At 38.1% G+C, this 20,130-nt stretch carries 35 protein-coding genes; 34 read left to right on the top strand and 1 reads right to left on the bottom strand.

The annotated features are described in order from the left end of the window. Positions 1–50 precede the first annotated feature (50 nt). From FA047_RS08485 to rpsJ, 5 genes are all read left to right on the top strand, one after another. The gene (locus FA047_RS08485) at positions 51–905 is read left to right on the top strand and encodes an AraC family transcriptional regulator (protein WP_136835538.1); all 855 of its coding nucleotides are present in this window, start codon (positions 51–53) and stop codon (positions 903–905) included. Between the two features lie 351 nt (positions 906–1,256). Further along, a complete protein-coding gene (gene rpsL, locus FA047_RS08480; RefSeq protein WP_008244597.1) occupies positions 1,257–1,670 on the top strand; it encodes a 30S ribosomal protein S12 in 414 nt (137 codons plus the stop codon). A gap of 16 nt (positions 1,671–1,686) precedes the next feature. Further along, positions 1,687–2,154: a 30S ribosomal protein S7 gene (gene rpsG / locus FA047_RS08475; protein WP_136835537.1), complete on the top strand. Its 468-nt coding sequence runs from the start codon at positions 1,687–1,689 to the stop codon at positions 2,152–2,154. A gap of 16 nt (positions 2,155–2,170) precedes the next feature. Next, positions 2,171–4,285 (top strand): elongation factor G, encoded by a 2,115-nt coding sequence (gene fusA, locus FA047_RS08470; RefSeq protein WP_136835536.1) that lies wholly within the window; start codon positions 2,171–2,173, stop codon positions 4,283–4,285. Positions 4,286–4,346: 61 nt separating this feature from the next. Further along, positions 4,347–4,652 (top strand): 30S ribosomal protein S10, encoded by a 306-nt coding sequence (gene rpsJ / locus FA047_RS08465; protein WP_008244591.1) that lies wholly within the window; start codon positions 4,347–4,349, stop codon positions 4,650–4,652. A gap of 69 nt (positions 4,653–4,721) precedes the next feature. Here the strand turns inward: rpsJ and FA047_RS08460 are convergent, their stop codons facing one another. Beyond that, positions 4,722–5,327, bottom strand: coding sequence for a hypothetical protein (locus FA047_RS08460; protein WP_136835535.1), 606 nt, complete (start codon positions 5,325–5,327; stop codon positions 4,722–4,724). An 80-nt stretch (positions 5,328–5,407) separates the two neighbouring features. On the opposite strand from FA047_RS08460, the gene FA047_RS08455 reads away from it, so the two are divergent. The 29 genes from FA047_RS08455 to rpsD all read left to right on the top strand — a co-directional run bounded on the left by FA047_RS08455 (position 5,408) and on the right by rpsD (position 20,106). Further along, a complete protein-coding gene (locus FA047_RS08455; RefSeq protein ID WP_136835534.1) occupies positions 5,408–6,244 on the top strand; it encodes a sulfite exporter TauE/SafE family protein in 837 nt (278 codons plus the stop codon). Continuing rightward, positions 6,241–6,636, top strand: a complete 396-nt coding sequence (locus tag FA047_RS08450; RefSeq protein ID WP_136835533.1) for a DUF1634 domain-containing protein — start codon at positions 6,241–6,243, stop codon at positions 6,634–6,636. The genes FA047_RS08455 and FA047_RS08450 overlap by 4 nt, the downstream gene beginning before the upstream one ends. A 182-nt stretch (positions 6,637–6,818) precedes the next feature. Further along, complete coding sequence (gene rplC, locus FA047_RS08445) at positions 6,819–7,436, top strand: 50S ribosomal protein L3 (RefSeq protein WP_136835532.1); 618 nt, start codon at positions 6,819–6,821, stop codon at positions 7,434–7,436. A 4-nt stretch (positions 7,437–7,440) separates the two neighbouring features. Next, the gene (gene rplD, locus FA047_RS08440) at positions 7,441–8,070 is read left to right on the top strand and encodes a 50S ribosomal protein L4 (protein ID WP_136835531.1); all 630 of its coding nucleotides are present in this window, start codon (positions 7,441–7,443) and stop codon (positions 8,068–8,070) included. A gap of 1 nt (position 8,071) precedes the next feature. Beyond that, positions 8,072–8,362, top strand: coding sequence for a 50S ribosomal protein L23 (gene rplW, locus FA047_RS08435; protein WP_136835530.1), 291 nt, complete (start codon positions 8,072–8,074; stop codon positions 8,360–8,362). A 23-nt stretch (positions 8,363–8,385) separates the two neighbouring features. After that, a complete protein-coding gene (gene rplB, locus FA047_RS08430) occupies positions 8,386–9,210 on the top strand; it encodes a 50S ribosomal protein L2 (RefSeq protein ID WP_136835529.1) in 825 nt (274 codons plus the stop codon). Beyond that, the gene (rpsS, locus tag FA047_RS08425; protein WP_008244581.1) at positions 9,210–9,476 is read left to right on the top strand and encodes a 30S ribosomal protein S19; all 267 of its coding nucleotides are present in this window, start codon (positions 9,210–9,212) and stop codon (positions 9,474–9,476) included. Before rplB ends, rpsS begins: the two co-directional genes overlap by 1 nt. 7 nt (positions 9,477–9,483) lie before the next feature. Continuing rightward, positions 9,484–9,846: a 50S ribosomal protein L22 gene (rplV, locus tag FA047_RS08420; protein WP_012780780.1), complete on the top strand. Its 363-nt coding sequence runs from the start codon at positions 9,484–9,486 to the stop codon at positions 9,844–9,846. A gap of 5 nt (positions 9,847–9,851) precedes the next feature. Then, positions 9,852–10,709: a 30S ribosomal protein S3 gene (gene rpsC / locus FA047_RS08415; protein WP_136835528.1), complete on the top strand. Its 858-nt coding sequence runs from the start codon at positions 9,852–9,854 to the stop codon at positions 10,707–10,709. Between the two features lie 38 nt (positions 10,710–10,747). Beyond that, on the top strand, positions 10,748–11,170 hold the full coding sequence (rplP, locus tag FA047_RS08410) for a 50S ribosomal protein L16 (protein WP_008244578.1): 423 nt from the start codon (positions 10,748–10,750) through the stop codon (positions 11,168–11,170). A 72-nt stretch (positions 11,171–11,242) separates the two neighbouring features. Next, on the top strand, positions 11,243–11,452 hold the full coding sequence (gene rpmC, locus FA047_RS08405) for a 50S ribosomal protein L29 (protein ID WP_136835527.1): 210 nt from the start codon (positions 11,243–11,245) through the stop codon (positions 11,450–11,452). 13 nt (positions 11,453–11,465) lie between these two features. Beyond that, positions 11,466–11,720 carry a 30S ribosomal protein S17 gene (rpsQ, locus tag FA047_RS08400; protein ID WP_048907439.1) on the top strand — a complete coding sequence of 85 codons (255 nt, stop codon included), beginning with the start codon at positions 11,466–11,468 and terminating at the stop codon, positions 11,718–11,720. Between the two features lies 1 nt (position 11,721). Beyond that, the gene (gene rplN / locus FA047_RS08395) at positions 11,722–12,090 is read left to right on the top strand and encodes a 50S ribosomal protein L14 (protein WP_008244575.1); all 369 of its coding nucleotides are present in this window, start codon (positions 11,722–11,724) and stop codon (positions 12,088–12,090) included. A 1-nt stretch (position 12,091) separates the two neighbouring features. Further along, positions 12,092–12,430 (top strand): 50S ribosomal protein L24, encoded by a 339-nt coding sequence (gene rplX, locus FA047_RS08390; protein WP_136835526.1) that lies wholly within the window; start codon positions 12,092–12,094, stop codon positions 12,428–12,430. Next, positions 12,430–12,996, top strand: a complete 567-nt coding sequence (gene rplE, locus FA047_RS08385) for a 50S ribosomal protein L5 (RefSeq protein WP_136835525.1) — start codon at positions 12,430–12,432, stop codon at positions 12,994–12,996. The genes rplX and rplE overlap by 1 nt, the downstream gene beginning before the upstream one ends. After that, positions 12,996–13,265 (top strand): 30S ribosomal protein S14, encoded by a 270-nt coding sequence (gene rpsN, locus FA047_RS08380; RefSeq protein WP_012780786.1) that lies wholly within the window; start codon positions 12,996–12,998, stop codon positions 13,263–13,265. The genes rplE and rpsN overlap by 1 nt, the downstream gene beginning before the upstream one ends. 112 nt (positions 13,266–13,377) lie before the next feature. Further along, positions 13,378–13,776: a 30S ribosomal protein S8 gene (gene rpsH, locus FA047_RS08375; protein WP_048907435.1), complete on the top strand. Its 399-nt coding sequence runs from the start codon at positions 13,378–13,380 to the stop codon at positions 13,774–13,776. 18 nt (positions 13,777–13,794) lie between these two features. Continuing rightward, a complete protein-coding gene (gene rplF, locus FA047_RS08370) occupies positions 13,795–14,352 on the top strand; it encodes a 50S ribosomal protein L6 (protein WP_136835524.1) in 558 nt (185 codons plus the stop codon). Positions 14,353–14,357: 5 nt separating this feature from the next. Further along, entirely contained in the window at positions 14,358–14,711 is a 354-nt protein-coding gene (gene rplR / locus FA047_RS08365; protein ID WP_136835523.1) for a 50S ribosomal protein L18, read from the top strand. Between the two features lie 18 nt (positions 14,712–14,729). Next, a complete protein-coding gene (gene rpsE, locus FA047_RS08360) occupies positions 14,730–15,248 on the top strand; it encodes a 30S ribosomal protein S5 (RefSeq protein ID WP_008244566.1) in 519 nt (172 codons plus the stop codon). Positions 15,249–15,252: 4 nt separating this feature from the next. Further along, a complete protein-coding gene (gene rpmD / locus FA047_RS08355; RefSeq protein ID WP_136835522.1) occupies positions 15,253–15,432 on the top strand; it encodes a 50S ribosomal protein L30 in 180 nt (59 codons plus the stop codon). 111 nt (positions 15,433–15,543) lie between these two features. Then, a complete protein-coding gene (gene rplO / locus FA047_RS08350; protein ID WP_136835521.1) occupies positions 15,544–15,990 on the top strand; it encodes a 50S ribosomal protein L15 in 447 nt (148 codons plus the stop codon). A 3-nt stretch (positions 15,991–15,993) separates the two neighbouring features. Further along, complete coding sequence (gene secY / locus FA047_RS08345; RefSeq protein WP_136835520.1) at positions 15,994–17,328, top strand: preprotein translocase subunit SecY; 1,335 nt, start codon at positions 15,994–15,996, stop codon at positions 17,326–17,328. 9 nt (positions 17,329–17,337) lie between these two features. After that, positions 17,338–18,123 carry a type I methionyl aminopeptidase gene (gene map, locus FA047_RS08340; RefSeq protein WP_136835519.1) on the top strand — a complete coding sequence of 262 codons (786 nt, stop codon included), beginning with the start codon at positions 17,338–17,340 and terminating at the stop codon, positions 18,121–18,123. A 71-nt stretch (positions 18,124–18,194) separates the two neighbouring features. Further along, the gene (infA, locus tag FA047_RS08335; protein ID WP_048907428.1) at positions 18,195–18,413 is read left to right on the top strand and encodes a translation initiation factor IF-1; all 219 of its coding nucleotides are present in this window, start codon (positions 18,195–18,197) and stop codon (positions 18,411–18,413) included. 1 nt (position 18,414) lies between these two features. Beyond that, entirely contained in the window at positions 18,415–18,531 is a 117-nt protein-coding gene (gene ykgO, locus FA047_RS08330; protein WP_008244551.1) for a type B 50S ribosomal protein L36, read from the top strand. Positions 18,532–18,643: 112 nt separating this feature from the next. After that, the gene (gene rpsM, locus FA047_RS08325; RefSeq protein ID WP_048907427.1) at positions 18,644–19,021 is read left to right on the top strand and encodes a 30S ribosomal protein S13; all 378 of its coding nucleotides are present in this window, start codon (positions 18,644–18,646) and stop codon (positions 19,019–19,021) included. A gap of 21 nt (positions 19,022–19,042) precedes the next feature. After that, positions 19,043–19,432, top strand: coding sequence for a 30S ribosomal protein S11 (rpsK, locus tag FA047_RS08320; RefSeq protein WP_136835518.1), 390 nt, complete (start codon positions 19,043–19,045; stop codon positions 19,430–19,432). Positions 19,433–19,497: 65 nt separating this feature from the next. Next, positions 19,498–20,106, top strand: a complete 609-nt coding sequence (rpsD, locus tag FA047_RS08315) for a 30S ribosomal protein S4 (RefSeq protein WP_136835517.1) — start codon at positions 19,498–19,500, stop codon at positions 20,104–20,106. Positions 20,107–20,130: the final 24 nt, after the last annotated feature.

Genomic DNA, 20,130 nt, shown 5'->3' with positions numbered 1-20,130 from the left:
GGACTAATAAAAGAATAGGATAATAGTAAATTAATATATAGTGCTTTCAAATGAACGAACCTGCTACTGAATATATACATTCTTTATTGCCTTTCCATAAGCTATTTGGAAAGAAGTTAATTGATGTTTGCCGTTTTGATAGCATTTCTCAGTATTATTCTTATGAGCCGCACCGGCATGCTTTTGATGTGGTAGTGTGGGCAACAAAGGGCAAAGGTGTTCAGAGTATTGATCATATTGATTATGATCTGCTCCCGGGCAGACTGTTTTTTGTGAGGTCTGGTCAGCTTCATCAGATTAAGCAATATGCAGAAGACGGGTGGATGATATTGTTAAATGAAGAGGCGCTCAGGAATTTGAATGATACTCTTTTGAACAATTTTTACCGTCAGCCATATCTTGATCTTAAAGAATTATCATGTGAAATTTTTATGGGATTATTTAGTTTGCTGCAGCTTGAGGCCAGGCAGGTGAATCCTAATGCCATGATGATTACCAACTTACTTAATGGTATGTTGCTTTGTGCGGAACAATGTAATCCTTTTGTGGGTACGGCTGGTAATTTAGACAGGAGGTTTTCAGTTGTTAAAAAGTTAAAGTCTTTAATAGAGAGGGAATATAAGAAGCGTAAAGATCCTGACTATTACTACGATGCAATCGGATTGCCTGGTCGTCGGATTAACAACATAACTAAGCCATTGTTGGGTAAGACTGTTTATGAGTTGCTCCAGGACCGGTTGCTGCTGGAGAGTAAAAGCTTGCTGAGTGAAACTACACTTACCGTTAAGGAAATTGCGGTGGAACTGGAATTTAATAGTCAGGGGTACTTCTGTCGTTTTTTTAAGAAGATGACTGGAATAACGGCTCTTGATTACAGGACTTCTTATCATTCGGCTGCCGTTTAAAACCATAAAGTGCAATACTTAGGTATTAAAGTACAATAGATTGTGTCTTTCTGTTTTTAACTTTGAAAAGTTTAATACAATTCGTTAATGACGAAAGGGGTAAATAAACTGTATTTTTTTTTGATTTAATATTGAATTTATTATAAAGGCTTTGTCGTTCTTTTTTTTGATTAGAATGATAAAATTTAGGGAAGTTAATAAGTAATAGGGCGCTCTGGATGGACGCCCTATTTTTTTATGTCTATTTTTTATGTTAACCCCTTGATTTATAAAATGTATTGTCTTACCTTTGCAGTCCCTTATTGAGGGGTAAAGTTTTTAAACATAAAATAAGAAAAACAAAAAAGAACAATGCCAACCATTCAACAATTAGTTAGAAAAGGTAGAGTAGCACTGGAGTTCAAGAGTAAGTCTCCAGCGTTGGACAGCTGTCCACAGCGAAGAGGTGTATGTACACGTGTATATACTACTACCCCTAAAAAACCAAACTCAGCAATGCGTAAAGTTGCACGTGTACGTTTAACCAATGGTAAAGAGGTTAATGCTTACATTCCTGGAGAAGGTCACAACCTACAGGAACACTCTATCGTATTGATCCGTGGTGGTCGTGTTAAAGATTTGCCAGGTGTACGTTATCACATCATCCGTGGAGCATTAGATACTTCAGGAGTTGCTGGTCGTAACCAACGTCGTTCAAAATATGGTACTAAACGTCCTAAGCCAGGACAAGTAGCTGCGGCACCAACAAAAGGTAAAAAGAAATAATTAGGAGGAAAGAAAAATGAGAAAGTCAAAACCAAAAAAGAGAATTATCCTTCCTGATCCAAAATTTAACGATGTTCAGGTGACGAGATTTGTGAACAATATGATGTACGATGGTAAAAAATCTATCGCATATGATATTTTTTATAATGCTGTTGAATTAGCAGAGAAAAAATCTGGTGAGAACGGCTTAGAAGTATGGAAACGTGCTTTAGCTAATGTAATGCCTGCTGTAGAGGTTAAGTCACGCCGTGTAGGTGGAGCTAACTTCCAGGTTCCTACAGAAGTAAGACCAGATCGTAAAATTGCTTTAGGTATGAAATGGTTAATTTCTTATGCACGTAAACGTGGAGAGAAAACCATGAAAGAAAAATTAGCAGGTGAAATCGTTTCGGCAGCTAAAGGTGAAGGTGCAGCAGTTAAAAAGAAAGAAGATACGCATAAAATGGCTGAAGCTAACAAAGCGTTCTCTCATTTCCGTTTCTAATAATTGAACTTATATAATGTCAAGAGATTTAAGATTTACAAGAAATATCGGGATTGCAGCTCACATTGATGCGGGTAAAACCACAACAACAGAGCGTATCCTTTATTATGCTGGTGTTAGCCATAAAATTGGTGAGGTGCACGAAGGTGCCGCAACAATGGACTGGATGGCACAAGAGCAGGAGCGCGGTATTACCATTACTTCGGCTGCTACAACAGTAGGTTGGAAATACAGAGGTCAGGATTACCACATCAACATTATCGATACACCTGGACACGTGGATTTTACCGTTGAGGTAAACCGTTCGTTACGTGTATTAGATGGATTGGTGTTTTTGTTTTCTGCAGTTGATGGTGTTGAGCCTCAATCTGAAACTAACTGGCGTTTGGCTAACAACTATAATGTTGCCCGTATTGGTTTCGTTAATAAAATGGACCGTTCCGGAGCAGACTTCTTGAAAGTTGTTGGACAGGTTAAAAGTATGTTAGGTAGTAATGCAGTTCCCTTGCAATTACCTATCGGTGCTGAAGATAGCTTTACCGGTGTTGTTGATTTGATCAACAATCGTGGTATTGTTTGGAATGAGCATGATAAAGGTATGACCTTTACTGAAGTGCCTATCCCTGAGGATATGATTGATGAGGTTGCTGAGTGGAGAGAGAAATTATTAGAATCTGTAGCTGATTATGATGAGTCTTTGATGGAGAAATTCTTCGAAGATCCTAACTCAATTACAGAGCGTGAAATCCTTGATGCTTTACGTAAAGCTGTATTGGACGCGAAAATTGTACCTATGGTTTGTGGTTCATCTTTCAAAAACAAAGGTGTACAAACTATGCTTGACTATGTGATGGAATTATTGCCTTCACCAATGGATTCAGAAGGTATTGTTGGAACTAATCCTAATACAGGTGAAGAAGTGTTGCGTAAACCTGATGAAAAAGAACCTTTTGCGGCTTTAGCTTTTAAAATTGCGACAGATCCTTTCGTTGGCCGTTTATGTTTCATCCGTGTTTACTCAGGTAACTTAGAAGCAGGATCATACATTTACAACGCACGTTCTGAGAATAAAGAGCGTATTTCACGTATATTCCAAATGCATGCCAACAAGCAAAACCCGATTCCTAATGTAGGTGCTGGTGATATTGCTGCGGTTGTAGGCTTTAAAGATATCAAAACAGGAGATACACTTTGCGAAGAGAAAAATCCTATCGTTCTTGAGTCTATGAATTTCCCTGAGCCGGTTATCGGTTTAGCTATTGAGCCTAAAACTCAAGCTGATATTGATAAGTTGGGTATGGGATTATCTAAGCTTGCTGAAGAGGATCCTACTTTTAGAGTACAAACTGATGAGGAAACTGGTCAGACTGTTATCTCTGGTATGGGTGAGCTTCACCTTGACATCCTGATTGACCGTCTTAAGCGTGAGTTTAAGGTTGAGGTTAACCAAGGAGCTCCTCAGGTAGCTTACAAAGAAGCAATCTTCGGTACAACTCAACACCGTGAGACATATAAAAAACAATCAGGTGGTCGCGGTAAATTCGCGGATATCCAGGTTGTTATCTCTCCAATTGATGCAGATTTCGAAAAAGGTGGTTTACAGTTTGTAAATGAAATTTCAGGTGGTTCAATTCCTCGTGAGTTTATTCCTTCGGTAGAAAAAGGATTTGCAGCAGCAATGGCTAACGGTGTATTGGCTGGTTACCCGCTACCAGACATGAAGGTTCGTTTAATTGATGGTTCATTCCACGCAGTCGATTCAGATGCTTTGTCATTTGAGCTTGCAGCTAGAATGGCTTATCGTGAAGCGTTACCTAAATGTAACCCGGTATTGATGGAGCCTATCATGAAAATTGAAATCCTAACTCCAGAGGAGAATATGGGTGATGTAATTGGTGATATGAACCGTCGTCGTGGTCAGCTTCTAGGTATGGATACTCGTGCAGGAGCACAAGTTATTAAAGCAACTGTACCATTATCTGAAATGTTTGGTTATGTAACTCAGTTACGTACGATCACTTCAGGTCGTGCAACTTCAACAATGGAATTTGACCATTATGAAGCTGCTCCTAGAAACGTGCAGGACGAAGTAATTGCTAAATCAAAAGGCAGAGTTAAATCAGCCGATTAACAAAAGAAACATCGCAGATGGTTATTAATAGCTCTAACCATCTGCTTTAAATAAAAATAAGATGAGCCAAAGAATCAGAATTAAATTGAAATCTTACGATTACAATCTGGTAGATAAATCTGCTGAGAAAATCGTTAAGACAGTAAAACCTACGGGTGCAGTGGTTAGCGGACCGATTCCGTTGCCTACAGAAAAGAAAATTTTCACAGTTTTGCGTTCACCACACGTGAACAAAAAAGCGCGTGAGCAGTTTCAGTTGTGCGCATACAAACGTTTGTTAGATATTTATAGCTCTAACTCTAAAACAGTTGATGCGTTGATGAAACTTGAATTGCCTAGCGGCGTTGAAGTAGAGATCAAAGTTTAACTTTATACAGTTAACCATAACAAAAAGGCCTTCCTGAAATTTCAGGAAGGCCTTTTTGTTGGTGTAGATTTATGATCTGCCTTTTAGTTCCTCAAGTTTGTTGCGTTCGTCTTGTAGTTCACGTGCGAGTTTCTTTTCTTTTTCGTTGGCTTTTACTTTGTAACTTTGATATTCCTGCGAAATCTCCTCATATAGGTTGCTTCTATATTTCGATTCATGGATGTGTTTTGAGGATCGAAGGATGACAATTGCTAAGGCAATCCCCAGCGCTATTATTAGACCCCATACGACAATATTGTAGTTGGACTTAGTAAATGCTATGCCAAGGAAGGTGATTTCATTTAGTCTGGCATTGGTGCTGGCTAATGATGATTCTGTTCCTGATATATTTTTCTTCAGCGTCTGTATTTCTTTCTCCTGCTCATTTAGTTTTTTGCGGACTTGTGCAAGTTGTTTGTGTGAAGTTACGATTGTATCTCTCACGTTTTGCCAAAATGTAGAGAGCCTGCTTGGGTTTACCAACTTATATCCATTTAGTGTTTTGGATTTGGATAACATCAATTGGTACTGACCTCTCAGGCTTGGATCTGTTTTACTGGTATCATTTGTTAATTGGGCTTTGCCGGAAAGGCCAATTAATAACACCGCAATAAATAGGGATAGAATTTTTTTCATGTTTGAATAGTTTACGTCTAATTTAACATTCATAATTTAATTTTATTGTGTTTTGTTGGTAGATAGTATATTTGCAGGCGATGTCCGTATTACTATTTACTATCATAGTCCTTGCCGGAGCTTTCCTTGCTGGATTGGTTGGGTCTTTAACCGGGCTTGGTGGTGGAGTAATAATTATTCCACTGTTAACATTAGGGTTAGGCGTTGATATTCATTATGCAATAGGCGCATCGATAATTTCTGTTATTGCGACATCTTCAGGCTCTGCAGCTGCATATGTAAAAGAGGGCATAACGAATATACGAATAGGAATGTTTCTGGAGATTGCTACGACAGTCAGTGCAATTATAGGAGCGGTGGTAACTGTGTTTATAGATCCTGGTTATATCGCCGTAATCTTTGGATTGATCTTGTTGTTCTCAGCGGCGATGATGGTCAGAAAAAAAATAGATCGCTCCGATAACGATACTTCCGGAAAACTGGCTCTTTTTTTAAAACTAAATGGAACTTATCCGACCGAAGATGGTGTGAAGAAATATGCTGTGCATAATGTGTTAGGAGGATTCTTGATGATGTTTATTGCTGGTATCATATCAGGATTGCTGGGGATAGGCTCAGGCGCACTTAAAGTGATAGCAATGGATAATATCATGCGTATACCATTTAAGGTATCTACGACCACCAGTAATTTTATGATGGGGGTTACTGCGGCGGCCAGTGCGATTGTGTATTTGCATAGGGGGCAAATTGATCCTGGAATTGCGATGCCGGTTACAATAGGAGTCTTGGTGGGGGCAACAATTGGGTCAAAGATTCTTGTGAGAACTAAAACGGATAAATTGAAAGTTGTTTTTGCAGTTGTTGTTACATTTTTAGCGTTGCAAATGATTTACAATGGATTAGCAGGGAGACTATGATTAAAGACAGCAAGAATTTTTTCGCAGATAAAGATGTTCAGGTTATACTTGGTACGCTATTGCGTGTGGGGGTAATTTCATCTATGAGTGTAGTATTTGTCGGCGGTTTAATATATCTTTTTTCAAATTATTTGGGCATAGTGGATTATGAAAAATTTAACCCAGGTAAGTCGGGACTGTCGTCAATAAATGCAATTTTTTCAGGATTGAAGCGTGTCGACGGCAGTGCGATTATCCAATTTGGGACGTTATTGTTGATTTTTACACCGATTTTACGTGTTGTTTTCTCTGTGTTTAGTTTTCTGATAGAGCGGGACTACCTTTATGTTTTGATTGGTTTATTTGTTTTGTGTGTTATTCTATTTAGTTTAAGCAATAAGCTGGCCGGTTAGGGCAGTATTTATTGATATCGTAATTCCGTCGGAAAAAATATTTTGCACTTATTTGAAAAAATAATGAGCTAACTATTTGAAAATTAAGATTTCTTTCCTATTTTTGCCGTCCCTTAACGGGGATGTGTATCCACCTTGAACGAAGCCCTACTGCTTCGATGGGTGTTAAATTAAAATAGAAAATGTCAGGTATTATTGGAAAAAAAGTAGGAATGACCAGCATTTTCGACGCCGATGGGAAGAATATTCCTTGTACGGTGATCGAAGCTGGGCCTTGTGTAGTTACACAGGTAAAGACCGCAGAGAAAGACGGTTACGTTTCAGTTCAGTTAGGTTTCGACGAAGCTAAAGAGAAGAACACAACTCAGCCTTTAAAAGGCCACTTTGCGAAAGCAAACACTACCCCAAAACGCAAATTGGTTGAATTCGAGCCATTTGAAGAATCATTAAATTTAGGTGATACTGTAACGGTTAGCATCTTTAATGAAGGCGATTTTGTGGATGTTGTTGGTACTTCAAAAGGTAAAGGTTTCCAGGGTGTTGTAAAACGTCATGGTTTCGCTGGTGTTGGTGGACAGACTCACGGACAGCACAACAGAATGCGTGCGCCGGGTTCATTGGGTGCTGCTTCTTATCCTTCACGTGTATTTAAAGGCATGCGTATGGCGGGAAGAATGGGTGGAGACAGAGTGAAAATTCAAAACTTACAGGTTTTGAAAGTTTATGCTGATCAAAATCTTGTTGTAGTTAGTGGTTCCATTCCAGGAGCTAAGGGTTCTTACGTAATCTTAGACAAGTAAGCAGATGGAAGTTAAAGTATTAAACATTTCAGGAAAAGAGACAGGTGCCAAGGTGCAGCTTCCTGAGTCGGTATTTGGCATAACGCCTGTTGACCACGCAATTTATTTAGATGTAAAGCAGTATTTGGCTAATCAACGTCAAGGAACGCACAAGTCTAAGCAACGTAATGAAATTGCTGGTTCAACCCGTAAATTATATAAACAAAAAGGTACTGGTGGTGCTCGTGCCGGAAGTATTAAATCTCCATTGTTCAATGGTGGTGGTCGTGTGTTTGGTCCTCAGCCACGTGATTACAGCTTTAAATTGAATAAGAAATTGAAAGTGTTGGCTCGTAAGTCTGCATTATCTTACAAAGCACAGGATCAAAATGTTGTTGTTTTAGAAGACTTCACTTTTGATTCGATCAAAACTAAAAACTATATCAATTTAGTTAGCGCTTTGAATTTATCAGGAGAAAAGACATTGTTGGTTTTACCTTCACAAAATAACAATATCTATTTATCAAGCAGAAACATTCAGAAAGCGAAAGTAATTACTGCAGATCAGTTGAATACATATGATGTATTAAATTGTGGTAAGCTTTTGTTGACTGCTGATTCTCTTAAAACATTGGAGGAGGCATTTGCCAAGTAATATGGAACTTTTAAGAAAACCGATATTAACAGAAAAAGCTTCTGCATTAACAGAGAAGTCTAACCGCTTTACCTTTAAAGTAGATCACAAAGCTAATAAATTGCAGATTAAGCAAGTTATTGAAAAGATGTACGGCGTTAACGTTTTGGCTATTAACACAATGGTTGTAGAAGGTAAAGTTAAGTCTAGAAATACAAAAGGCGGATTAGTTACTGGTCGCAGCCCGAAATACAAAAAAGCTATCGTGACACTTAAAGCAGGTGAAACAATAGATTATTACGCGAATATTTAATAAGAATTGAATAATTTATAACTATGGGCTTAAGAAAATTTAAACCAGTTACTCCGGGAACCCGCTTTAGAGTTGGTGCCAGTTTTACGGAGATTACAGCAACCAAGCCCGAAAAATCATTGGTTGTATCTTCTAAGAAATCGGGAGGACGTAACAATACAGGAAAGATGACTATGCGCTATATGGGTGGTGGTCACAAGAAATCTTATCGTTTAATTGATTTTAAACGTGATAAGTTTGATATTCCTGCAACAGTAGCTACTGTTGAATACGATCCAAACCGTACTGCACGCATTGCATTACTACATTATGCAGATGGCGAGAAGCGTTATATTATTGCACCGGAAGGATTGCAAGTAGGGCAGAAAGTAGTATCGGGTGATACTGCAACTCCAGAAGTTGGAAATACTTTGAAGTTAGCTAATATCCCATTGGGATCAATTGTACACAATGTGGAGATTCATCCAGGTCGTGGAGCTCAATTGGCACGTAGTGCAGGAGCTTATGCTCAGTTAGCTGCTCGTGATGGTAAATATGCTACATTAAAAATGCCTTCAGGCGAGACAAGATTAATCTTGACGGCTTGTTCTGCAACAATAGGAGCTGTTTCAAATTCTGATCATGCAAATGAAGTATTAGGTAAAGCAGGTCGTAGCCGTTGGTTAGGTCGTCGTCCTAGAACACGTCCGGTAGCGATGAACCCTGTGGATCACCCAATGGGTGGTGGTGAGGGTCGCTCATCAGGAGGTCAGCCTCGTTCAAGAAACGGTATGTATGCTAAAGGCTTCAAAACCCGTTCACTTAAAAAATACTCAAATCGTTTCATCATAGAGAAAAGGAAGAAATAATGGCTCGTTCGATTAAAAAAGGACCTTATATTGACCATAACGTAGAGAAGAAAGTAGTATCTATGAATGATTCAGGCAAGAAGTCTGTAATTAAAACTTGGTCACGCAGATCAATGATCTCACCAGATTTTGTGGGTCATACATTTGCAGTACACAACGGTAATAAATTTATACCGGTATACGTAACAGAAAACATGGTTGGTCACAAGCTGGGAGAGTTTGCTCCAACCAGAACATTTAGGGGTCACTCTGAAAAGAAAAAATAATTAAGAGATGGAAGCAGTAGCGAAATTAAACAATTGTCCAACCTCACCACGTAAGATGCGTTTGGTTGTAGATCTTATCAGAGGTGAGCGTGTTGAGAAAGCTTTACATATTTTAAAGTTTACCAATAAAGATGCAGCAATAAGAGTTGAGAAGCTTTTATTATCAGCTATCAAAAACTGGGAGACTAAAAATGAAGGTTCTCGCCCTGAAGAAAACCAATTATACGTGAAAACGATAATGGTAGGCGGTGGTCGTCAGTTAAAAAGATTAAGACCAGCACCTCAAGGACGCGGTTACAGAATACGTAAACGTTCAAACCACGTGACTTTGATAGTAGATAGTAAAAACGTTGAAACTCAAACTAATTAACAGAAATGGGACAAAAAGCACATCCAATAGGAAACAGGTTAGGAATCATCAAGGGTTGGGATTCTAACTGGTTCGGTGGCAACAACTATGCTGATAAATTAGTTGAGGACGAAAAAATAAGAAAATACCTTTCTGCACGTATCGCAAAAGGCGGTGTAGCTAAAGTGGTAATTGAGCGTACTTTAAAACGTATTACAGTTACAATTCACACAGCTCGTCCGGGTATTGTGATCGGTAAAGCAGGACAGGAAGTTGACAAGATCAAAGAAGAGTTGAAAAAATTGACTAAAAAGGAAATTCAGATCAACATTTTTGAAATTAAACGTCCTGAGCTTGATGCACAATTAGTAGCAGAAGGTGTTGCAAAACAATTAGAGGCAAGGATCTCATTCCGTAGAGCAATGAAATCTACTATTGCATCAACAATGCGTATGGGCGCTGAAGGTATCAAGATAATGACTTCTGGTCGTTTGGGTGGTGCTGAGATGGCTCGTAGCGAACAGTATAAAGAAGGAAGAATTCCTTTGCATACTTTCCGTGCAGACATTGACTATGCACTAGCTGAAGCTTTAACTACTTATGGTAAAATAGGTGTGAAGGTTTGGATTTGCAAAGGTGAGGTTTACGGTAAACGTGATCTTTCTCCAAACATCGGTGCCGTGAGCAATGCTCCAGGTAAAGGTGGCAGACCAGAAGGTGCATTTGCCGGAGGTAGAGACAGAGATAACCGTGGCGGTGGCGACAGAAGAAACGATAACCGCGGTGGTGGTAATCGTGGCGGAAGAGGCCCTGGTCAAGGCGGTCCTGGCGCAGGAAGAGATAATAGAGGTGGAAATACTCAAAATAGAGGTCCTCGTAAATAATTAGTTAACAGATCGTTTAACGATAATATTAGAATAAAATGTTACAGCCAAAAAGAACGAAGTTCAGAAAGATGCAAAAGGGCAGAATGAAAGGTTTAGCAACTCGTGGTGCTGAATTGTCATTCGGGTCTTTCGGGATTAAATCTTTAGAGTCGACTTGGATTACCAGTCGTCAGATAGAGGCAGCCCGTATTGCGGTAACTCGTTTCATGAAACGTGAAGGCCAGGTGTGGATTAGAATATTCCCGGACAAACCGGTGACTAAGAAGCCGGCTGAGGTACGTATGGGTAAAGGTAAAGGTGCTCCAGAATACTGGGTAGCTGTAGTTAGACCCGGACGTATTATTTTTGAAGCCGAAGGAGTTCCTTTAGAAATTGCTAAAGAAGCGATGAGACTAGCGGCTCAAAAATTACCGATCCAAACAAAATTTGTAGTACGTAGAGATTACGTAGAAGCATAGAAGGTTTTGGGTTGAATGTTGTAAGTAACTTGTTATTACAACCTCTAGACCCGCAACATAAAAATTAATAAAATGAAAAACTCAGAAATAACAGGGCTTTCACAAGAAGAACTAGTAGCCAGGATTGCAGAAGAAAAGGAAAACTTAGTAAAGTTGAAATTTGCGCATACAATATCGGCTATTGAAAATCCTTCCCGTATACAAAAGGTAAGAAGAGATATAGCCCGATTAAACACTGAAGTGACTAAGCGTAAAGCTGAGTCTGCTACTGAAACTAAATAACTTTAGAGTCGAAATGGAAAGACAATTAAGAAAAACAAGAACCGGGTTGGTGGTAAGCAACAAGATGGATAAATCTATTGTTGTAGCGGTAGAGCGTAAAGTGAAACACCCGATCTATGGTAAGTTTGTTAAGAAAACTACCAAATTTATGGCTCATGACGAGAAAAACGATTGCGGTATTGGTGATACAGTACTGATCATGGAGACTCGTCCGCTGAGTAAAAACAAGAACTGGAGATTAGTGGAAATTTTAGAAAGGGCTAAATAACATGGTACAACAGGAATCAAGATTAAACGTAGCCGACAATAGCGGCGCAAAAGAAGTATTGGTTATCCGTGTACTTGGTGGTACTGGAAAGAGATATGCTTCTATTGGTGACAAAATCGTTGTTACCGTTAAAAGTGCATTACCTTCTGGAAACATTAAGAAAGGAACAGTTTCTAAAGCAGTTGTTGTAAGAACAAAGAAAGAGATCAGACGTAAAGATGGTTCTTACATCCGTTTCGACGACAATGCAGCAGTATTATTAAATGCACAAGATGAGCCGCGCGGTACACGTATTTTTGGCCCGGTAGCGAGAGAACTGCGTGAAAAACAATTCATGAAAATTGTATCATTAGCACCGGAGGTATTATAAAATGAAAAATAAAGTAACTACACCAAAAGTAAAAATCCGTAAAGGAGATTTAGTAAAGGTTATTGCCGGCGATTCAAAAGGTCAACAAGGTACAGTGCTTTCAGTATTAGCTACTAAAAGCAGAATATTAGTTGAGGGCGTTAACCTTGTATCAAAACATACAAAACCAAATGCTGCTACACCAAATGGTGGTATCATTAAAAAAGAAGCTGCTCTTCATATTTCTAACGTGGCGTTAATTGATCCTAAATCAGGAAACATTACACGCGTTGGCAGAAAGCTTAATGCTGATGGGAAATTAGTTAGGGTTAGTAAAAAATCAGGAGAGGAGATCAAATAATGGCTTACGTACCAAGATTAAAAAGTAAATATAAAGAGGAAATTGTAACGGCGCTTAAAGATAAGTTCAATTACAAAAGCGTTATGCAGGTTCCTAAGTTGGAGAAAATTGCTATCAACCAAGGTGTTGGCCGTTATTCTGTAACTGACAAGAAAGTTATGGACAGCTCTATTTTGGAGATGACAACAATTGCCGGTCAGCAAGCTGTAGGTGCAAAGTCTAAAAAAGATATCTCAAACTTTAAATTGCGTAAGGGTATGCCTGTAGGCGTACGAGTAACTTTACGTGATAACAACATGTATGAGTTTTTAGATCGTTTAATTTCCGTAGCTTTGCCACGTATCCGTGATTTCAAAGGTATCAATGATAAAGGTTTTGATGGAAAAGGTAATTATACTTTAGGTATTACTGAGCAAATCATCTTTCCTGAGATCAACATCGATAAAATCAGTAAGATTTTAGGAATGGATATCACTTTTGTAACAACAGCTACTACAGATGTTGAGGCATTGGAACTTTTAAAACAATTTGGATTACCATTTAAAAATCAAAAAGCAGAACAATAATGGCAAAAGAAGGTGTAAAAGCTCGCGAAATTAAGCGCCAAAAATTGGTAGCTAAGTATGCAGAAAAACGTGCAGAACTTAAAGCTGCTGGTGATTATGAAGGATTAGATAAGTTACCTAAAAACTCATCTGCTGTTCGTTTGCACAACCGTTGCAAATTGACTGGACGTCCTCGTGGTTACATGCGTACTTTCGGTATATCAAGGGTGTTATTCCGTGATATGGCTTTAGCAGGTAAAATACCTGGAGTAAGAAAAGCAAGCTGGTAATACAGCTTCTTTGTGCTTGGGGTTGAGGCCTCAAGCAATAACAAAAAATTAACCGATGGCAGGTCGTCCCGAATAGGTCAGGAAGGAAACCACTATCACAATTATATAAAAAATGAATACAGATCCAATAGCAGATTATCTTACAAGGGTAAGAAATGCCATCAAGGCAAATCACAGAATTGTAGAAATTCCTGCATCAAACCTTAAAAAGGAAATTACTAAAGTACTTTTTGACAAAGGTTACATCGCTAACTACAAATTTGAGGATACAACAGCTCAGGGAACAATTAAAATTGCGTTGAAATACAATGCGATCACAAAAATCCCAGCTATCCGCACATTAGTACGTATTAGCAAACCAGGTTTAAGGCAATATGCCGGCGTTGAAAATATGCCGAGAGTATTAAATGGTTTAGGTATCGCAATCTTGTCTACATCTAAAGGTGTTATGACTGATAAAGAGGCTGCTAAACTAAACATCGGTGGCGAAGTTTTGTGTCACGTTTATTAATTAAAGGAGGATAGCAAAATGTCAAGAATAGGAAAAGCCCCGATTACTATACCTGCTGGTGTAACAATTACTGTTTCTAAAGATAACGTAGTAAGTGTAAAAGGACCAAAAGGAGAGTTAACTCAAGCAGTAGATTCAGATATCACTGTAAGTCAAGAAGATGGCGTACTAACTGTACAGCGTCCATCAGAGCAAAAAAGACATAAGGCGCTACATGGTTTGTATCGTTCTTTGTTGAATAATATGGTTATTGGTGTAACAGAAGGTTATAAAATACAACAAGAATTAGTTGGTGTGGGTTACCGTGCGACTAACCAAGGAAATACTTTGGATCTTGTTTTAGGTTATTCTCACCATTATGTGTTCCAATTGCCGGAAGAAATTAAAGTAACAACAACTTCAGAAAAAGGTCAGACTCCTAAGATTATCTTGGAAAGTATAGACAAACAACTGATTGGTCAGGTAGCGGCAAAAATACGCTCATTACGTGCTCCGGAACCATATAAAGGTAAAGGTATCAAGTTTGTTGGCGAAGTGTTAAGAAGAAAAGCAGGTAAATCAGCTTCTAAAAAATAATCATCATGGCAGGGAAAAAATTATCTCGTAGAGATCGTATAAAAAAAGGAATCAGAAAAAGATTAACAGGTTCTGAAAGCCGTCCACGTTTATCGGTTTATAGAAGCAATAAAGGAATTTATGCTCAAATCATTAACGACGTAACCGGCAGTACAATTGCATCAGCTTCATCTTTATCAAAAGATTTTTCTGGTACTGGTAACAAATCTGAGCAATCGGTAGCTGTAGGTAAATTGGTTGCTGAAAAAGCAATCGCAGCTGGTGTTAAAGAAGTTGTTTTCGATAGAAATGGCTACTTATACCATGGACGTGTTAAATCGTTGGCAGAAGGTGCTCGCGAAGCTGGTTTAGTATTTTAATCTGAAAATAGGATAAGAATGTCAACTATCAATATAAAAAGAGTTAAGACTAGCGAGATCGAATTGAAAGATCGTTTAGTTAGCATACAACGTGTAGCCAAAGTAACTAAAGGTGGACGTACTTTCAGCTTTTCAGCCATTGTGGTTGTGGGTGATGAGAACGGGATCGTAGGTTACGGATTAGGTAAAGCGAAAGAGGTTACAGAAGCCATTGCAAAAGGCATCGATGATGCTAAAAAGAACTTGGTAAAAGTTCCTTTGTTGAATGGTACTGTCCCTCACGAACAAATAGGTAAATTCTCTGGAGGTTTTGTATTAATCAAACCAGCAGCAGTAGGTACCGGTGTTATTGCGGGTGGTGCGATGCGTGCAGTATTAGAGAGTGCTGGTGTACATAATGTATTGGCAAAATCTAAAGGTTCATCAAATCCTCACAACGTGGTAAAAGCAACTGTTGATGCGTTAACAAAAATGCGTGATGCGTATACTGTAGCTCAACAACGTGGTGTAGATTTAAATAAAGTTTTTAACGGATAATATTATGGCGAAGATCAAAATAACCCAGGTAAAAAGCATTATCGATAGAAGCGAACGCCAAAAAAGAACGATGCAAGCTTTAGGTTTAACTAAAATGAACCAAAGCGTAGAGGTTGAAGCAACTGCTGCCATCATAGGTATGGTAAGAAAAGTTAATCACTTAGTTGCTATCGAGAATTTATAATTATTGGAGGTTGTAAATGTAGTTTATATAATTACATTTGCAACCTTTGTATATGTTTAACCGTTGACCCTGATTAGTGAAAGCGAAGGGCAACACAATAAGTTTCAAAAAATGAACTTAAGTAATTTAAAACCTGCAGCAGGTTCTACTAAAAATAGTAAGAGAATTGGTCGTGGTACCGGTTCTGGTCGTGGTGGTACTTCTACCCGTGGTCATAAAGGTGCTGGATCTCGTTCGGGACATTCAACTAAAATTGGATTCGAAGGTGGTCAGATGCCATTACAACGTCGTGTACCTAAAGTAGGGTTTAAACCTATTAACCGCGTTGAATATGTTGGTGTAAACCTTGATGTTTTGCAAGGTTTGGCTGAAAAATTTAATTTAACAAGTATAGATTTTGCTACCTTGCAAGAACATGGTTTGGCATCTAAAAACGATCTTGTTAAAGTTTTAGGTCGTGGTGAAGTTAAATCTAAATTGGAAGTTAAAGCACATGCTTTTTCTGCAACTGCACAAAAAGCTATTGAGGCTGTTGGAGGCTCAATCGAAAAATTGTAATTAATGAAGAAGCTGTTTACTACTTTAAGTAATATTTGGAAAATTCAAGAATTAAGAGAGCGTATTGTATTTACGCTCATGATTCTTTTGATATATAGATTTGTATCGCATGTGGTTTTGCCGGGTGTGGATGCAACTCTTTTAGGCGATAATGAAAAATCTGGCCTTTTAGGTCTGTTGGATATGTTTGCCGGAGGATCATTTTCCCGAGTGTCAATTTTGGCATTGGGTGTTATGCCTTATATTTCTGCATCAATCGTAGTTCAGCTATTGGGAATTGCAGTACCTTCATTTCAGAAGATGCAAAAGGAGGGTGAAAGTGGTAGAAAGAAGCTGAATCAAATTACACGTTATCTGACTGTGGCCATTACTGCAGTACAAGCTGTTGGTTATGTTAAAACACAAGTACCGCAGCAGGCAATTGTAATTGATCATACACTGTTTTTCGTTTTAGCAACGTTTGTATTAGCTGCAGGAACATTATTTGTAATGTGGTTGGGAGAGAAAATTACTGATAAAGGTATTGGTAATGGTATTTCCCTGATCATTATGGTAGGTATCATCGCAAGATTACCTATGGCACTTTATCAGGAAGTAACTTCGAGATTTGTTGGTGAGGGTGGAATGATTTCCCTTGTAATCGAGATAGTAGCTTTATTTGCAGTTGTTATGTTCACAATAATGATTGTTCAAGGTGTTAGAAAAGTTCCGGTTCAATATGCAAAAAGAATTGTTGGGAACAGACAGTTTGGTGGAGTTAGGCAATATATTCCATTGAAAGTTAATGCTGCCGGTGTAATGCCTATCATTTTTGCTCAGGCATTAATGTTTATTCCTGCAACTTTAACTCAATTTTTCCCTTCATTGCAGAATACCTGGTTGGTTCAATTTAGCGATTACACTTCCCTGGCTTATAGTTTGACATTTGCATTTTTAATTATTGCATTTACATTTTTCTATACTGCAATAACAGTAAATCCAACTCAGATGTCGGACGATATGAAGAAGAATGGCGGATTTATTCCTGGAATTAAACCAGGATTGTCGACCTCTTCTTTTATTGATGATGTCATTTCTAAGATCACGTTTCCAGGAGCAATCTTTTTAGCTATTATTGCTATACTTCCCTCAATCGCAGTTAAATTCGGAATCAAATCTGAGTTTGCCCATTTTTATGGTGGAACTTCATTGTTGATTTTGGTGGGTGTGGTTTTAGATACACTCCAGCAAATTGAAAGTTATTTATTGATGCGTCACTATGATGGATTGATGAAAACTGGAAGGGTTACTGGTAGAACAGGAATTCCAGCTGCCAGTGGTAGTAATGCTGTGATTTAATAAGCATTAATGTCTAAGATCTATTACAAGTCTCTTGAGGAGATAGAATTAATAAGAGAAAGTTCTCTATTGGTTTCAAAGACTTTGGCTGAAGTAGCTAAAGTTATAGGACCAGGCGTTACCACAAAGAAGTTGAATGAATTGGCCGAGACCTTTATCAAAGATCATGGAGCAATCCCGGCCTTTTTAAATTACAATGGATTTCCTTATTCCTTGTGTATATCACCAAATGAACAGGTGGTTCATGGTTTTCCAAGCGATTATGTAATCCAGGAAGGAGATTTAATTTCTGTAGACTGTGGTGTCATTAAGAATAGTTATTTTGGAGATTCTGCTTATACTTTCTCTATAGGTGAAGTAAATGAAGAGAAGAAGAAATTGGTTGAAGTAACCAAAGAATGTTTGAGGTTGGCAGTTGAGAAGGCAGTAGTTGGATCCAGAATAGGTGATATAGGTTTTGCTGTTCAGGACTTGGCAGAGCGTAACGGGTTTGGTGTAGTTAAGGAGTTAGTTGGACATGGCGTAGGGGTTAAACTTCATGAGAAACCTGAAGTACCTAATTATGGTAAGCGTGGTAGCGGGATAAAGTTAGAGGAAGGTATGGTGATTGCTATTGAGCCTATGATTAATGCCGGTATTGCAGCTGTAAAATTTTGGTCAGACGGCTGGACAGTTACAAGCAAAGACAACAGACCTTCTGCACATTTTGAACATACAGTGGCTGTAAAAAAGGGGAAGGCAGATGTTTTATCGACCTTTTCATTAATTGAAGAAGTTTTAATAGAAAAAAAGTAAATAATTAAAATTTTTTATTTAATTTTGCAACCCTGTTTAATAGCAGCTAATTAAGTAAAAATCAATATTATATGGCTAAACAAGCCTCAATTGAACAAGACGGTGTAATAAAGGAAGCGTTATCAAATGCCATGTTCCGAGTGGAACTAGAGAATGGTCATGAAATAATCGCTCATATTTCGGGAAAAATGAGGATGCATTACATCAAAATTTTACCGGGAGATAAAGTAAAATTAGAGATGTCGCCTTACGATTTATCAAAGGGCAGGATTACTTATAGATATAAATAAAATGAAAGTTAGGTCATCAATTAAAAAACGTAGCGCTGATTGTAAGGTTATTCGTCGTAAAGGTAAACTTTACGTTATAAACAAGAAGAACCCTAAATTTAAGCAACGTCAAGGTTAATTAAAATTTAGATTTTAGATTTACGAATGTAGATTGGATTATTAAGAACATTGCTTCTTTAGTCGTAAATCGTAAATCCAAGATCGTAAATCAAAAATCGCTAAATACAAATATGGCAAGGATATCAGGTATAGATTTACCAAGAAACAAAAGAGGCGAAATCGGATTAACTTATATCTTCGGAATAGGTAGATCAACTGCACAACGTATATTGACTGAGGCAGGTATCGATTTGAGCAAAAAAGTACAGGACTGGTCTGATGATGAGTTATCGGCAATCCGTACAATTATCAATGACGGCGTTAAAGTAGAAGGTGCTTTACGTTCAGAGGTTCAATTGAACATTAAACGTTTGATGGACATAGGTTGTTACCGTGGTTTACGTCACAGAAAAGGTTTGCCAGTACGTGGTCAACGTACCAAAAACAATTCTCGTACACGTAAAGGCAAGAGAAAAACAGTTGCGAACAAGAAAAAAGCTACTAAATAAAATTAGTACTGAATAATAATTATGGCTAAGAGTAAAAAAGTTACCAAAAAGCGTATTGTTGTTATCGAGCCTGTTGGTCAGGCGCACATCAATGCTACTTTTAATAATATCATTGTTACCCTAACAAATAACAACGGTCAAACTATTTCATGGTCTTCAGCAGGTAAAATGGGATTCAAAGGTTCTAAAAAGAACACTCCATACGCTGCAGGACAAGCCGCATCTGATTGCGGTAAAGTAGCATTTGACTTAGGTCTGCGTAAAGTAGAAGTTTTTGTTAAAGGTCCGGGTTCAGGTCGTGAGTCAGCAATTAGAACATTGCAGGTTTCAGGTTTGGAAGTTACCTCAATCAAAGATATTACACCGCTTCCACACAATGGATGTCGTCCTCCTAAGAAGAGAAGAGTTTAATTTATTAATTTTTAAAGCTAAGAGTCTGCAATTATAGGTTGCATGATACTTTAAAACAAAAAGCAATGGCAAGATATACAGGACCAAAGTCCAAAATCGCGCGTAAATTCAGAGAGCCAATTTTCGGCCCTGACAAAGTATTAGACAGAAAAAATTATCCTCCTGGACAGCACGGTGCGTCTAAAAGAAGAGGAAAACAATCTGAGTACGCAGTACAGTTAATGGAAAAACAAAAAGTTAAATATACTTACGGAGTATTGGAGCGTCAGTTCCGTAACTTGTTTACCAAAGCATCTTCGAGAGAAGGTATTACTGGAGATAACTTATTGCAATTATTGGAAGCTCGTTTAGATAACACAGTTTACAGATTGGGTATTGCAACTACACGTTCAGCTGCTCGTCAGTTAGTTAGCCATAAACACGTAACAGTTAACGGTGAAGTAGTAAATATTCCTTCTTATCAGTTGAAAGCTGGTGATGTTGTAGCTGTTCGCGAGAAATCTAAAACATTAGAAGCCATCACAAATTCAGTAGCAGGAAGAGTAATCAATAAATTTAATTGGTTAGACTGGGATGCACGTGAATTAACAGGTAAGTTCTTGGCTTACCCTAATCGTGATGAGATTCCTGAGAATATCAAAGAAAACCTTATAGTAGAGTTATACTCTAAGTAATATATTTAATTAGTTGCCTTATTG

The organism is Pedobacter frigoris (genome assembly GCF_005116445.1).
Lineage (GTDB): Bacteria > Bacteroidota > Bacteroidia > Sphingobacteriales > Sphingobacteriaceae > Pedobacter > Pedobacter frigoris.
This window is presented reverse-complemented; position numbering and strand designations above follow the sequence as displayed.